Source organism: Fulvivirga sedimenti (genome assembly GCF_020328055.1).
The window spans coordinates 233020-247949 of the sequence record NZ_JAIXNE010000002.1; the positions used below are offsets into that span (position 1 = coordinate 233020).

Below are 14930 nucleotides of genomic sequence, written 5' to 3' on the forward strand. Positions count from 1 at the left end.
CGATCTTTGACAAAATGCTTTTCTCACGCATTGCAGGAAAATATGCCAAAAATTAGATCAATTTTGCCTAACACTTGTTAAACTTGAAAACTAATTTAATTCATTACCCTATTCTATGATTGCAATTATTTCACCAGCTAAAACACTTGACTTTGAAAATCAGACCGATTTCGTTCAGACAAAACCTGACTTTAAAACAGAGGCTAATAAGCTGGTTAAAGAGATGCGTCAGAAATCGGCAGGAGATCTGCAGTCGATGATGGACATCAGCGAAGACCTGGCTACGCTCAATGTTGAACGTTTCGATAACTTTTCCCTTACGCGCCACCCGGCACATGCACGACAGGCCGTTTTTGCTTTTAAAGGTGAGGTGTATCGGGGACTGGATATCGAATCACTTGATGAAGAAGCCTGGAATTATGTTGGTGAGCACCTTCGAATATTATCCGGCCTGTATGGATTGCTCCGTCCGTTTGATGTTATACAGCCCTATCGTCTTGAAATGGGCACAAGAGTAGCTGTTAATGGTTATTCAAATCTCTATGAATATTGGGGAAACAAGATTACCCGTAAACTGAATAAGGCCCTGAAAGAACAGGATAACCCTGTGCTGATCAATCTTGCATCCCAGGAATATTTTAAAGCCGTCGATGCTGAAAAAGTAAAGGGCAGACTCATCAATATTGAATTCAGGGATTTCAGTCAGGGCGACTACAAATTCATTGCTGTTTACGCAAAGAAGGCACGCGGACTGATGGTTCGATATATGGCGGAAAATAAACTCACCGATCCGGAAGATCTGAAGGGTTTTAACCTTGAAGGATATGAGTTCGACGCGAATCGATCTGATTATAGCACTTTCTCCTTTCGAAGAAAGTAAGCGAAGTCGATCGAAATTCACATCGCTAAAACTTAAAGGAACAACTTCGTTCTGATCAGCCCGGATAATTCATCGCAACAGGGATTGCACAATTTACTTGTATCTTTGGTCAGGCGAAGTCTGCTCCTATGAAGAAGATTGATGTAACACACGTACTGGAAAGTATCCAAGAGATTCCGCTCATCGACGTGCGATCGCCATCGGAATATACATTTGCCCATATCCCGGGAGCAATAAATATACCCTTATTTACAGATCTGGAAAGACGGCGCGTAGGCATTTGCTATAAACAGGAAGGACAAAAAGCCGCTATTAAATTAGGGCTCAAACTGGTTGGCCCAAAGATGGTTCATTTTGTTGAATCTGCGGAAGCGCTCAAAAGTGATAAACTGATGATTCATTGCTGGCGTGGCGGAATGAGATCCGCAAGCATGGCATGGCTCCTTCAAACCGCAGGCCTTGAAGTCATGGTTCTGCAAGATGGTTATAAAGCATTCAGGCGTGCCCTTCTTGAATACTTCGCGCAACCCCTTCCGATCATAATCCTCGGTGGCAAAACGGGCAGCGGCAAAACCGAGATCCTTCTCGAACTTATGCGACAGGGGCATCAGGTAGTGGACCTCGAGGGCCTTGCTAATCACCGCGGATCTGCTTTTGGCAGTCTCGGACTCCCGCCGCAACCTTCCACTGAACAATTTCAGAATGAATTATTCATGACTATGTATGTCATGGATCATGATCAACCCATATGGCTGGAGGATGAATCATCGTCGATTGGGAAGGTAGGCCTGCCTGAGGACCTATGGAAACAGATGTCCCATGCGCCGGTTGTAATGCTGGATATTCCACTAAAAGAGCGGGTGCGCCGGCTCGTAGATGAATATGGGGAATTTGATCGAGCCACCCTTGGGGAAGCTATTCAGAAGATCGGAAAGAAACTTGGCGGCCAACATGAAAAAAGGGCCATGGAAGCACTCAAATCAGGGGAACTGGCTATAGTTGCGGAAATTCTGCTTACGTACTATGATAAGTCATATGACTATGTTAAAAATCGAAGAAATCAGCATATAGTTGATATTCTCACCTTACAGCACGATTCAATTGCTGAGACGGCATCCGTCCTTTCGGAAATACCCAATAAACAAAATGCGTCGATCCTACAATGGAAAAAATAAAACTAACCCAATTTAGTCACGGTGCGGGATGCGGCTGTAAAATTGCCCCTGACCTTCTTGAACAAATCCTGCAGCATAATCCAAACTCCTTAACGTTTCCTGGACTCCTGGTTGGGAACAGTACGAAGGACGATGCGGCCGTTTTTGACCTGGGTAATGGTGAAGCAATCATCAGCACGACTGATTTCTTCATGCCCATCGTAGATGATCCGGAGGATTTTGGTGGTATCGCTTCTGTAAATGCTATTTCAGATATATATGCGATGGGCGGTACTCCCCTCATGGCGATAGCGATTCTCGGATGGCCGGTGGATAAACTTTCTCCGGATATCGCCGCTCTTGTATTAAAAGGGAGCAGGACAGCTTGTGAATCTGCCGGAATACCCCTTGCCGGAGGTCACAGTATTGATGCCCCCGAACCGATCTTCGGATTGGCCGTAACAGGGCGTATAAAAACAGGGCAAATAAAAAAGAATGATGGTGCACTTCCCGGCTCCTTGCTATACCTGACCAAACCTATTGGAGTAGGCATCGTTACAACTGCACAAAAAAAGGGGATCGTGCGCGATGAAGACCTGAAAGTGGTTCGTGACAGCATGCTTACACTGAATAAAACAGGGGAAATGCTGGCCGGATTGTCCTATGTAAACGCCCTCACCGATGTTACCGGATTTGGATTACTCGGACACCTGGTCGAGATGTGTGAAGGTTCGGGCGTAAGTGCCATGATTGATTTCGAAAAGGTCCCAAAATTTAGTTTTCTGGAGCCCTACATTGCCGGGAAATGTTTTCCTGGCGGAACTAAGCGCAACCTGCGTAGCTATGGACATAAAATATTAGCAGAGAATACCGACTGGCTGGATATTCTTGCGGACCCACAAACGTCAGGAGGATTACTAATCTCCGTAGACAGCGCCTTCCGGCAGGAGTTTGAATCTGTGATGTCTAAGCAGGGAATGAACTTGTGGCCTTTCGGTGAATTGCAGACACCGGCAGAGGATATTCCTCTGATCCGGATTTCCTGAATCATAATCCTGATCGGGAAAATTCACTAATTAAAATACACCTGATATTGTAACAGAACGGCTCCTCTCCTGCCATCCAGATCACCGTTGGTGCGAAACAAGGGCCTGTTTTGATAGGCAATGGTCAGCTTTGATGTATTTGCATCGAGCAACCAGTTAATACCGGCATCATAAAAGACCATCGTATCGTTCAGTCGTTCGAAAAACCCTATTTCAGTGGCGATATATGGCATAAATGAAGTTTTCCACAATGCATTGTCTTTAAGCTTATACCCCAGCTGCCCATACAGCATATTACCAGTTCCGCCCACCGGATATCCATTTCCTCCCCCATTCAAAAGAGTGTTATCACTGGTCCCGTTTGCCGGATTCATGAGGGCAAGGTTCCGGGTATAATTCGGTCCGAAGTCGTAATGGGTAAAGACGCCATAGAAGCTTAATGTCTTTCCTTCATTACCAATGGGACTGTCATAATAAATGTCGACCGCCACGTTAAGCAAGTCGGTCGTAACGGTATCCATCGGGGATACGGTATGCCACATGGCATCGGGCTGAAAAATGAACCCTGCCCCAATATTGAATACATCCTTCTTGCCCAGATAGGTTCCGGTCATATAGGGCATTTTGTTTGATTCAGAGTCCCTGAATTGATATTGAAAGTATCCGTTCCACTGTTTTTTAGGAGGTTTGGCAGAGAAAGTTGATACAGATGAAATCTCCGGATTATAAAAACCTGATTTCTGAATCGCCATGGGATGGGCAATGGTTAGCCTGTAATCAAAACGACCTAATTTTCCTTTGGCATATACTGACAGCTTTCGCAGGAACTGGTCAGTGATATCGTTCGTCGACTGCAGGAAGAGCGGTACATCAATTCCCATAATGGAAGTTATCGATGGGGTGGAAAACCTTGAAAGTCCGGACCAGGCAGTCAACCCTGTTCCCATGGTAAATTTATCAGCCACTATCTCATACTCTCCCAGGGCGTCATGGACAAAAAAACCAGCCTTTCGGTCACTGAGAAAGTTGAAGTTATTCTCTCCAATCTGACTGTAAATAAATACGCGATCGCTTAATTGCCCATAAAACTGAATCCTGAAACGCCGTATTCCAATATCATATCCATCGGATTGCGGCTCCCCGTATACCGTTGTCCCCGGATTGAATTTCTGATAGCGGTTCCAAACCTGTGCAAGCAAGGTGAATTTCACATAATGAGTACCGTCTTCATTAAGGGTGAGTTTGCCGTCCTTCAGCGTTTGGCCTGACCCTGAGACTGAGAGCGAAAACAACAGAAAGAACAGAACATACTTTCCTGGGTTAAATATCATCAGGTGGAATTTATGAATTCGTAGAATATGTTAATTGGATCATAACATATTTATGTCTGCCCAATAACCCAAGTCATTTGTCCTTTATTTCTGAAGGCAAGATTAAATAGTTATATATCGTCGATGTTTTTTCTATTTTTAGGGATTAAACCTTGATCAAGCTACTACATTATGCTAAAATTCAGCCTCATTCTCATCCTTAGCGTTTGCTGTATGACTGCCTTTTCACAACCTGCACCTATTCCGGGAAAATTTGTTCACTCAGTTTATTTCTGGCTGAAAAACCCCGACAGCGAATCCGACAAGAAGGAGTTTTTGGCTTCACTTGAAAAATTCATACAAAGCAGTAAATACATAACTTCCTATCACATTGCCCCACCTGCAGGTACCCCGCGGGAGGTGGTTGATAATTCCTATACCTTCAACCTTGTCGCAACTTTCGAAAGCGCCGAGCTGCAGGATCTCTACCAGAAGGAAGATGTGCACCTGACCTTCATCGAGGAAGCCAGCCACCTTTGGGAGCGGGTACAAATTTATGACTCCTATCCGGGCCGCGACCTGAAGCCTGATTTTGTTCGGAGCGACATACAGGTCGGAGTGGTCGTCAGTGACCTTGAAAAATCGGTGAACTTCTATACGAATGTTTTGGGGATGGTGAAAACGGGTGAATTCTCGATCGATGAGGATTTCGGCAAACGTTCCGGACTAAGCAATGGTGAGCCTTTCGATGTGGTGGTTTTAGGAACCTCGGATAATCCATCAGCCAGTCAATGGAAAGTAATGAGTTTTAAAAATCCTGCACGACAGGCAAAGAATAATCACATTCAGGATCACCTGGGCATGCGATACATTACGCTTTTCGTGAACAACCTCGACACACTGCTGAACAGACTTGAAGCAGCTGGCATTGAATTACTTGGCGAATCGCCCACTTCGCTGCCCGACGGTCGCCGCTTTGTGCTCATCCAGGATCCGGATGGAATTTTCATTGAATTGATTGGTAATTGATAATCAGTTCGGCGAATTCTTTTTGAACCATTGATTTTTATGAAAGCGATAGGCTACAATAAATCTCAGATTACCTGTATTCAGAAGGTTTCGGTAATTATTACTAACCTGTACGCGTTGGGTTACGAAAAATGCACTTACCGTAAACCTGTTGGAATTGTAGCCGATAGCGGTTTTTAAGCCCAGATCAATACAAGCATAGCTTTCACGGAATTCGTCATTTTCTGCACCCAGCTTATAGTATCCAATACCCAGGTGCGCTGTGGCTGAAATCAGGAAAAAAAAGTGTTCTTTCAACACAAATTGATGGGCGTAACCACCGTTCGGACCAATTTTAAAAAAATCCAGTTCATCATATTCAATTAACTGTTCTACTTCAAATGAACCAGGAATAAGACTGCTGTCTGCCTTTACTTTTCCAAAAAAGAAGTCTCCACCCAGAATCCAGGTACCTGCAGATCGCTTCTGATATTCGGAATTCATCATCGCAGCCCGAAAAGAGAATTTCCGGTGATTAAAAATGTATTGATAAACCGCGCCAAATTCACGAACCTGTAAATCTTCCCTCAGATATTTTTCTCCGGATGCGGTCGTGTAGTCTTTCAGGTAATAACCCCGGTAAAACTGACCGAACAAATCGATATTCATTTTTCCCAGGTATTGATGTGCCTGCAGGTCGAGATACCTTGTTTTACCCTTGCCCTGATCGGGGTTCATGAAATCGAATCCATACGCCAGGTTTAACGTAGCCCATTTATAGGTGGCACCAATACCAAGATTACGCGTTGTATTTGGAAGATATTTGAACGTTTGATCTACCAATAATGGATAGCTAATATTGAAACCCGTGTATTTCCTTGAAAAATAGAATCTGGCCGTTACCTGGTCCGGAAATGTTTGTATATACGTCGTATCAATATCAGAGAATACTTTATCCTGTGCTGTTAATGAACGACTCAAGGAGAGTAATACTATGATTACACTAAATAGTATACAGGATTTCACTGACCTGAAGTTAATATTTATTTCGGGAACAACGAATCGTCAGCATACCTCACCGTTCACAGGTTAAAATTGGCTGTTCACTAAAGTTTCGATGGAAAATGAAGTTTCTGGGTGTATGTTCGGAAGAACTGAAAATATGAACCCATGCAGCTAACCATTTCAAATCTTTCTAAAACATATTCTAATGGCATCCAGGCACTTAAGGATGTAACCCTGACAATCCCTCAAGGTATGTTTGGATTACTCGGCCCCAATGGTGCCGGAAAATCAAGTCTCATGCGAACCATTGCCACTCTCCAGGAACCGGATTCCGGCGAAATTACCCTCGGCGATATTGACGTGCTACGGCAAAAAGATGAAGTCCGTAAGGTACTCGGATATCTGCCGCAGGAATTTGGTGTATACCCTAAGATATCAGCCGAGGTTTTACTGGATCACCTCGCAATTCTTAAAGGCATCTCAAACAAGGGAGAACGTGCAGATCTTGTGGAAGCTTTATTAAAGAAAACCAATCTCTATCAACACAGAAAAAAGAACCTGGGAGGTTTTTCTGGTGGAATGAAGCAACGATTTGGTATCGCACAGGCGTTGCTTGCAGACCCAAAACTGATCATCGTGGATGAACCTACCGCGGGACTTGATCCGGCGGAACGAAACCGTTTCCATAATCTCCTGGCTGAATTGGGGGAAAATACAGTAGTGATCCTGTCAACCCATATCGTAGATGACGTACGTGAACTATGTACCGATATGGCTATTATACACCAGGGTCAGGTACTGTTAAAAGGAAACCCCGCGGAAGCTATTGATGCAATTAAAGGAAAGATCTGGCGGAAACGGATTGAAAAAGGTGAGATTGAGGGCTACCGTTCACAATATCACGTCATTTCTGAAAAAATGTTTGCCGGACAGCCGGAAATACGTGTAATGAGCGATCTTCAGCCGGACCCCTCCTTCGAGGCGGTGGAATCACATCTTGAGGATGTTTACTTCACAACCATCCTGTCGGAGAACTCAACCGTAAACGAGGAGAACTATGTGGCTTAAGATTCTTGCTTTCGAACTCAAATACCGCTTCAAGCGGCCGGCAACCTATATTTATTTTGCCATACTGTTCCTGCTCTCATTCCTGGCAATATCCACCGACGTGGTACAGATTGGCGGTGGAGCCGGACTGGTAAAGGAGAACGCGCCTACAACCATCGCTACCATGATGGCCATTTTGGCCGCCATTTTCATGATGATCCCGTCTGCCATCATGGGGGTTGCTGTCCTTCGTGATTATGAACACGACATGGCCTCCATCATGTTCGTGAATCCGATTTCAAAATTTGATTACCTGGCAGGACGATTTGTAGGGTCATTCATCACGCTTCTTTTTGTTTTCAGCGGTATCCTGTTTGGATTCATCCTCGGTGAATTCATGTGGTGGAGAGATGTTGACAAACTTCTTCCCTTCAGTCTCTGGAATTACCTCCATCCTTTCGTCTGGATAGTTATTCCGAGTCTGTTTTTCTCGGGAGCCATCTTTTTTGTCAGCGGGGCGCTTTCGCGAAAAATGGTGTATGTATACCTCCAGTGGATTATTTTATTCATTGTATATCAGATTACAGCCATTCTTTTCGAAGAGATAGATAACCGGAGCCTCGCATCAATACTTGATCCGTTTGGGATCAGCACCATAAACGTGGAAACACAATACTGGACAGTGGATGAAAAGAACAGTCTTACCATTCCAATCGCCGGGGATTTCCTGTTAAACCGGATTCTTTGGACCACCATTGGAGTGCTGGCACTGATCGGCGGATACTTTGCTTTCAATTTTAACGTGGTACGCTCACGAAAAGGCCGAAAAATTCAAAGGGCGGTTAAAGACGCGGTGGCAGCCACCATACCGATTCCGGCAGCAACACAGCTTTTTGGCTTCAAAACGACTTTGAAACAACTCACAAGTCAGACCTGGTTCTATTTTAACCAGGTATTAAAAAGTATTCCCTTTCAGGCCATCGTCTTTTTCGGGATGTTCATTCTGATTGTGAATTCGTTTTACATGGGTCGCACATTTGGTACGTATACCTACCCCACAACGTACCTGATGCTGGAGCTTATCAGCGGTTTCCAACTGTTCATGATGATCATCCTGGTCGTTTACAGCGGTGAACTCATATGGAAAGAACGGGAAGTAAAGATCAACCTGATCTATGATGCCATGCCTGTGCGGGATATGACCAATTTGCTGGCAAAATTCTTTGGCATGGTCCTGATCTACGTCACACTTCTGCTGGCACTGATCGTGACGGCAATTATTATCCAGGCAGCACGAGGATATTATAACTTTGAGCTGGGTGTATATTTCTCGACACTATTTAGTGACACACTGTTCTTCCTGATTCTGTTTACCATGCTGGCATTCTTCATCCAGGTAATGGTCAACAATAAATTCCTCGGTTACGCGATGATGATCGTTTTCTTTATTTCGACCCTCGTATTAACGAATTTGGGTGTTGAACACCGGTTATTCAGGTTTGGCAGTTCCGATCTGGGTCCTTACTCCGATATGAACGGTTTCGGTCATTATGTACCCGGATTCAGCTGGTTCAATGTTTACTGGTTCGGCCTGGCAACCCTTCTGTTTGCAGTCGCTACTTTGTTTGCTGTCAGGGGGTCTGAGGCACTGCTGAAGATCCGATTCCGAATAGGAAAACTCAGACTATCAAGGTCACTATCTATTTTTATTATGACCTCCGTTATCGTATTCCTGCTCTCCGGATGTTATATATTTTATAACACCAACATGCTGAATAAATATCAAAACTCAGATGACCAGGAGGAATTGCAGACAGATTATGAAAAAGAGCTGAAACAGTATGAATACCTGATTCAGCCCAAGATCACCGATGTTACCATGGATGTAGATATCTACCCGTATAATCGTGATTATGAGGCAACAGGTAGCTATATATTGAAAAATAAAAGTAATGAACCTATTCGGGACATTCATGTTCAGCTGAGTACAGATTTCCAGATTCATACCGATACCATCTATTTCGACAGACCGGCAGTATTATCTGAGAACTTCAGCAAATTCGGGTATCGGATTTACTCATTGAATCAGGCACTCGAACCAGGTGAAGAAATGGAAATGCATTTTAAGACCTCTTTCATCACACGAGGATTCGTTGAGGGCAGTCCGAATAACACCGTCGTATTCAACGGAACTTTCTTCAATTCGTCTCAATTCCCATCGCTCGGATATAACGAAGGATTCGAACTATTCTCCGACAGCGACCGTAAGGATTATGATCTGAAACCAAAGGACAGGAATCTTGACCGGGATGATCCAAGAGGGCTGGCAAACAGCTTTTTCGGAGATGACGCCGATGGCATTATGTTCGAAATGGTGGTAAGCACAAGCCCGGACCAGATTGCCATTGCTCCGGGTTACCTGCAAAAAGAATGGGAAGAAGGTGACCGGCGATACTTCCACTACAAAATGGATGTACCCATGGCCAATTTCTACAATGTAGTTTCAGCACGGTACGAAGTGATGCGGGATAAAATGACGATTCCGCTTGACAGTGGTGAGAAGGAGATCGCTCTTGAAATATATTATCATAAGGGCCATGAATATAACCTGGACCGTATGATGAAAGCCATGAAGCAATCGTTCGCCTATTTCTCCGAAAATTTCTCGCCGTATCAATATCGTCAGATGCGAATTATGGAATTTCCCAGGTATTCAAGTTTTGCGCAGTCATTTGCCAATACTGTTCCTTTTTCCGAAGGCATTGGTTTTATGCTGGAGATAGAAGATGATGATGATGTGGATGTCGCCTATTTTGTAACGGCTCATGAACTCGCTCACCAGTGGTGGGGACATCAGATCGTACCTGCGAATGTGCAGGGAGCCGCCATGCTTTCTGAGTCTCTCTCACAGTATTCGGCTCTTATGGTAATGAAGAATGAATACTCCATGGAAAATATGAAGGAGTTCCTGAAGGAAGAGATGAACAGGTATCTTTCAGGACGGTCTGGCGAACAAAAGCGTGAAATGACCCTTACAAAGGTGGAATCACAAAACTATATCCATTACGGAAAGGGTGCGGTAAACATGTTCGCATTACAGGATTATATTGGCGAAGACAGTGTTAATACGGCATTACGGCGTTTTGTGGAAGAATGGCATGCCTATGGAGACAAGGACCGTTATCCGTCAACCAAGGACCTCATCCCCTACCTCAGAGATGTTACTCCCGATAGTCTGCAATTTCTTGTTACGGATCTCTTCGAAAAAATAGTTCTTTTCGAGAACAAGGTTAATGAGGCTTCCGTCGTTAAGAAGGGAGATCAGGAATGGGAAGTAACACTGGATTTGAGTGCAAAAAAACTCGAGGCCGATACGCTTGGTACGGAAACCGAGGTTCCTATCCGGGACTGGATCGACATTGGGGTATATACCTTCAAGGACGGCAAGGAACAACTTACGTACCTCAAAAAACACAAGTTTGAGAGTAATGAACAAACGATTACTATAACAGTGAATGAGGATCCGGTAAAAGCGGGAATAGACCCGATTAATAAACTAATAGACCGTAACCCGACTGATAATACCAAAGCTGTCACCTTCAGTGATGAAGGTACCTGATAAACCGATTGGTTTTTGTTTAGGAAACGCCCCTTTGAATGAAGGGGCGTTTTATTTTTCCAAACCCTTGGTGAGAAATTGAGTTACCAGTAATTTAATGGTATGGAAGAATTCTCAATTTACACGGTATTTAATCAGCCCAAAGCGGGATTACTCGGAAATACGGCGGCAGTGGTTTACCAGGAAATTATGCCTTCAGGTGATTATATGCAACGGCTTGCCGCCGACCTGAATCAACCTGCAACAACCTTCATTGCTCCTGCAGGTGACGATGTTCATTACCTGGTTCGATGGTTTGCACCTGATGCAGAGATCGGATTGTGTGGGCATGGAACGCTCGCTGCCATAGCTCATCTCGCAAATGACACCAGCACAACTGTCCGTTTGATTGCGGGTGAACAAAAATTATACGGTCAGATCACTGCTGAATCGCAAGCAGTCATGGAACTCGATTCGATCCTGGTGAGCGGACAAACTGACGCCCCTGACGGACTTCAGGAAGCACTTGGCAAACAAATCGTCGGGTATTTCCCGACTCCAAACAAAGATATCGTTCTTCTGGAAACTGAAGAGGACGTTTTTAATATGGAGCCCGACTTCGCCGCCCTGCGGCAAATCAAAGTCTTTGGGTACGCTGTAACCGCCCCCGGTAATGTAGCGGATTTTGTAAGCAGAACACTTGTGCCCCATGTTCAACAACTGGAGGATCATGCCACCGGGTCGTCCCATGCTGCTCTCGCCCCATTCTGGGCAGAACGCCTCGGGAAGACGGAACTGAAAGCGGTTCAACTCAGCCCAAGGGGTGGATATTTTAAATGCCAGGTTCAGTCAAATACGACTCGCCTGCAAGGCTATTTTCAAAAAATAGCAACCGGAAAATTAACCGTATCCGAAGTTGCCAATGTCGGATAAGTGCATTATCCTTTTCCTGTTATTAGTTTCGCTCTGTAATATCTCATTCTCGCAGGTCACTTTTGAAAAGAGTATTTCAGAGGAGAAATTTATACTTAAAGCTAAAAATGAATTACCTGTTGATATCAGACTGATAATCAAAGATTCAACAAATATTAAGACATATTTATTACCTTCCGGAAATGTGCCTGAGACTGTGCTTGAGTTGCCTCTGAAAAATCAGCCGGATACTACGGCCATTCTTGATTCTTTTAATTTCACCGTGCGGATCGGAAGTGGAGAACAGTTAAAAATCAAACGGTATAGGTACACGCTTCCTTTCAAGGAAGGAAGCCGTTATAAACTCATCCAGGGATTTAATGGTGCTTTCTCACATGACTCAGAAGCCAGCAGGTATGCGCTGGACTTCTCGATGCCTGTCGGAGATACTGTCTGCGCTGCACGGGGCGGGATGGTGGTCTGGACCGAGGACCAGTTTGAAGAAGGGGGCAACGACCGCAACCTGATCAACAAGGCGAACAGAATCCTCATCATGCACGATGACGGAACCATCGGCTTCTATGTGCATTTGGTGAAAAATGGCGTATTGGTGAAAATTGGAGAAAAGGTTGAGGAAGGCGACCCTATAGGATTAAGTGGCAATTCCGGGTTTTCAACCATGCCACACCTTCACTTCGCTGTGCACGACGATGACCAGTCAATACCCATTCGATTTAAGCAACAACCCCGGAAACTGGTAACGGGAAATTATTATGTGAATCAGTGATTTGGTTTGATCTTTTAAGGGAATATTAAGGTGTCCTGATTGGACATCGGGTTATTTCATGCGTATTTTGGAATATGAGAATTCTCATTGTGGAAGATGAACCGGGTATAGCGTCATTTCTTAAGGAGGGACTTGAGGAAGAGGATTTTAGCGTGGATCTTGCAGGGGACGGTGAGGACGGATTGAAAATGAGCCGGTCTGCCAACTATGACATAATGCTCATCGATTGGATGCTTCCAAAACTATCCGGTCTGGATCTGTGCAAAGAAATACGAAAACGTGACAAGAACGTCCCGATCATATTTGTAACTGCGCGGGATACCCTGGAGGATACCGTTGCAGGACTAAAATCAGGGGCAAATGATTATATCAAGAAGCCGTTCCATTTTGAAGAACTACTGGAACGAATACGCGTTCAATTGCGACCCATCCAGCGAACTGGGGAAGCATACAAACATGGTAGCCTTACCCTGGATACGGTAAAGCATTCAGTAGATCATGATGGAAAGCCCGTGAGTCTCACGCAGAAGGAATTCGCCCTGCTGGAATACCTTTTGAAGAATAAAAACAAATTATGTTCGCGCAAGGATATCATCAGAGACGTTTGGGACATTCATTTTGAATACGACACGGGTGTGATCGATGTCTACATCAACTCGTTGAGAAAGAAACTCGGACTGGATGTTTCCGGGGACTTTATTAAAACCGTCCGTGGATTGGGCTATATTATCGAGGATTAGGAGGTATGTCATACAGAAACAGGATTGCATTTAATTTCTTACTCGCCACCGCGTTAATAATGGCACTTGTCTTCGCGATGGTTTACATGATAGTTCGAATTAATGTATATGAGCACCTGGATAATGACCTGGAATACGAAGCCCGGAAACACGAGAAAGAGGTGATGTACGTAGATAACCAGGTAGTCTTCATCAATAAAGCAGAATGGGAAGAACGGGAACACCGCGAAGTACAGGTTAATCCTGTATTTATTCAATTACTGGATGATACGAAATCAATAACCGATAAGTCACCCAATCTTAAAACTGATTCATTAACACTTCGAACGGAAATTCCAGCATATGAGCATCACAGTGCAAGTCTTCAGGGCAAACCCATCCGACAGGTGTATATTCCTTTGGAAAAGGACGGAAATGAAACCGGCTATCTGATCGCGGCCATCCCACTGGAAGATGCACAGCTTGTTTTATCCAGTCTGAAAAGGATCTTACTCACCTCCTACCCGCTTATTCTCCTTTTTCTGTTTTTCAGCACGCGCATGCTGGCTGGAAAAAGCATTGAGCCTGTGCAGACTATTACAAGTACCGCAGACCGGATTACACGTAAAAAGCTAAACGAGCGCATTCCACTGCCAAAGTCACGCGACGAGATTTATACATTAACCAATTCGATCAATGATCTCCTGGACCGGATTGAAGGCGCTGTGATCCGGGAAAAACAATTTACTTCGGATGCTTCTCATGAGTTGCGAACACCTCTCTCTGTTATGAAAGGAACATTGGAAGTATTGGTCCGAAAACCACGGACGAGCGAAGAATATCAGGTAAAAATATCGGAAATGATCAATGAAGTTGATCGCATGTCCGTCATGGTGGAACAGCTCCTCCTGCTGGCCCGGTTTGACAACATGACAACATCGGTTAAGAAGCATCCGGTGCTATTGAATGAGATTGTTGATGAAAGTATCCTCCACTTCAGAACAGAAATTGAAAACTCAAATCTCTCCATCAGAATTTCAGACCCTGATCAGGTCACGGTCACTTCCGATCCCACATTGCTTCAGATTGCCATGGACAATCTGATTTCCAATGCCGTAAAATATTCCGAAACCGGTGAGGAGATCAGTATAGTGATTGGAAGGAAGAACGATCTACCCTTCATCTGTATCAGGAATTCAGGAAATTCAATTGCCATGGAGGATCGCGAACATATCTTCCAACCCTTTTTTCGCGGGAACATTACCCACCAGAAAAAACACCGTCCGGGACAAGGACTGGGATTATCGATTACCAAAAAGGTCTGTGATGTTTTGCAAATCGAAATTGAGCCAAAATTTGACAGCGCTGATGCAATTTCCTTTACACTAATATTTAATGAAAGTGAAAATTAAGAAAGCTTTAAGCATTAATAAGGCCATTGACAACGCTCATATTATAATTTTA

Annotated in this window: 12 protein-coding genes; 10 read left to right on the forward strand and 2 right to left on the reverse strand. The window is 44.3% G+C overall.

Annotation, left to right across the window (positions count from 1 at the left end; genetic code table 11):
- Positions 1-115 precede the first annotated feature (115 nt).
- The 3 genes from yaaA (at position 116) to selD (ending at position 3080) form a co-directional block, all read left to right on the forward strand.
- The gene (gene yaaA / locus LDX50_RS07380) at positions 116-880 is read left to right on the forward strand and encodes a peroxide stress protein YaaA (RefSeq protein WP_225697797.1); all 765 of its coding nucleotides are present in this window, start codon (positions 116-118) and stop codon (positions 878-880) included.
- 128 nt (positions 881-1008) lie between these two features.
- Entirely contained in the window at positions 1009-2055 is a 1047-nt protein-coding gene (gene mnmH / locus LDX50_RS07385) for a tRNA 2-selenouridine(34) synthase MnmH (RefSeq protein WP_225697798.1), read from the forward strand.
- Positions 2043-3080, forward strand: coding sequence for a selenide, water dikinase SelD (selD, locus tag LDX50_RS07390; protein ID WP_225697799.1), 1038 nt, complete (start codon positions 2043-2045; stop codon positions 3078-3080). The genes mnmH and selD overlap by 13 nt, the downstream gene beginning before the upstream one ends.
- 26 nt (positions 3081-3106) lie before the next feature.
- Here selD and LDX50_RS07395 read toward each other — a convergent pair whose 3' ends face one another.
- Entirely contained in the window at positions 3107-4411 is a 1305-nt protein-coding gene (locus tag LDX50_RS07395) for a hypothetical protein (RefSeq protein ID WP_225697800.1), read from the reverse strand.
- 171 nt (positions 4412-4582) lie between these two features.
- Between LDX50_RS07395 and LDX50_RS07400 the strand changes: the two genes are divergently transcribed.
- Positions 4583-5419 carry a VOC family protein gene (locus LDX50_RS07400; RefSeq protein ID WP_225697801.1) on the forward strand — a complete coding sequence of 279 codons (837 nt, stop codon included), beginning with the start codon at positions 4583-4585 and terminating at the stop codon, positions 5417-5419.
- 3 nt (positions 5420-5422) lie between these two features.
- Here LDX50_RS07400 and LDX50_RS07405 read toward each other — a convergent pair whose 3' ends face one another.
- Positions 5423-6379 carry a DUF4421 domain-containing protein gene (locus tag LDX50_RS07405; protein WP_225697802.1) on the reverse strand — a complete coding sequence of 319 codons (957 nt, stop codon included), beginning with the start codon at positions 6377-6379 and terminating at the stop codon, positions 5423-5425.
- Between the two features lie 189 nt (positions 6380-6568).
- On the opposite strand from LDX50_RS07405, the gene LDX50_RS07410 reads away from it, so the two are divergent.
- The 6 genes from LDX50_RS07410 to LDX50_RS07435 all read left to right on the forward strand — a co-directional run bounded on the left by LDX50_RS07410 (position 6569) and on the right by LDX50_RS07435 (position 14878).
- On the forward strand, positions 6569-7471 hold the full coding sequence (locus LDX50_RS07410; RefSeq protein WP_225697803.1) for an ABC transporter ATP-binding protein: 903 nt from the start codon (positions 6569-6571) through the stop codon (positions 7469-7471).
- Entirely contained in the window at positions 7461-11069 is a 3609-nt protein-coding gene (locus LDX50_RS07415) for an ABC transporter permease/M1 family aminopeptidase (RefSeq protein WP_225697804.1), read from the forward strand. The genes LDX50_RS07410 and LDX50_RS07415 overlap by 11 nt, the downstream gene beginning before the upstream one ends.
- A gap of 102 nt (positions 11070-11171) precedes the next feature.
- A complete protein-coding gene (locus LDX50_RS07420) occupies positions 11172-11981 on the forward strand; it encodes a PhzF family phenazine biosynthesis protein (protein WP_225697805.1) in 810 nt (269 codons plus the stop codon).
- Positions 11971-12747: a M23 family metallopeptidase gene (locus LDX50_RS07425; RefSeq protein WP_225697806.1), complete on the forward strand. Its 777-nt coding sequence runs from the start codon at positions 11971-11973 to the stop codon at positions 12745-12747. The genes LDX50_RS07420 and LDX50_RS07425 overlap by 11 nt, the downstream gene beginning before the upstream one ends.
- Positions 12748-12821: 74 nt before the next feature.
- A complete protein-coding gene (locus LDX50_RS07430; RefSeq protein ID WP_225697807.1) occupies positions 12822-13487 on the forward strand; it encodes a response regulator transcription factor in 666 nt (221 codons plus the stop codon).
- A 5-nt stretch (positions 13488-13492) separates the two neighbouring features.
- Positions 13493-14878 carry a sensor histidine kinase gene (locus LDX50_RS07435; RefSeq protein WP_225697808.1) on the forward strand — a complete coding sequence of 462 codons (1386 nt, stop codon included), beginning with the start codon at positions 13493-13495 and terminating at the stop codon, positions 14876-14878.
- Positions 14879-14930 lie beyond the last annotated feature (52 nt).

Coding starts and splice junctions, on each gene's coding strand:
- LDX50_RS07410 (WP_225697803.1), top strand. CDS start 6,569: ATGCAGCTAACCATTTCAAATCTTTCTAAAACATATTCTAATGGCATC.
- LDX50_RS07415 (WP_225697804.1), top strand. CDS start 7,461: ATGTGGCTTAAGATTCTTGCTTTCGAACTCAAATACCGCTTCAAGCGG.
- LDX50_RS07420 (WP_225697805.1), top strand. CDS start 11,172: ATGGAAGAATTCTCAATTTACACGGTATTTAATCAGCCCAAAGCGGGA.
- mnmH (WP_225697798.1), top strand. CDS start 1,009: ATGAAGAAGATTGATGTAACACACGTACTGGAAAGTATCCAAGAGATT.
- LDX50_RS07395 (WP_225697800.1), bottom strand. CDS start 4,411: ATGATATTTAACCCAGGAAAGTATGTTCTGTTCTTTCTGTTGTTTTCG.
- LDX50_RS07430 (WP_225697807.1), top strand. CDS start 12,822: ATGAGAATTCTCATTGTGGAAGATGAACCGGGTATAGCGTCATTTCTT.
- LDX50_RS07425 (WP_225697806.1), top strand. CDS start 11,971: ATGTCGGATAAGTGCATTATCCTTTTCCTGTTATTAGTTTCGCTCTGT.
- selD (WP_225697799.1), top strand. CDS start 2,043: ATGGAAAAAATAAAACTAACCCAATTTAGTCACGGTGCGGGATGCGGC.
- LDX50_RS07400 (WP_225697801.1), top strand. CDS start 4,583: ATGCTAAAATTCAGCCTCATTCTCATCCTTAGCGTTTGCTGTATGACT.
- yaaA (WP_225697797.1), top strand. CDS start 116: ATGATTGCAATTATTTCACCAGCTAAAACACTTGACTTTGAAAATCAG.
- LDX50_RS07435 (WP_225697808.1), top strand. CDS start 13,493: ATGTCATACAGAAACAGGATTGCATTTAATTTCTTACTCGCCACCGCG.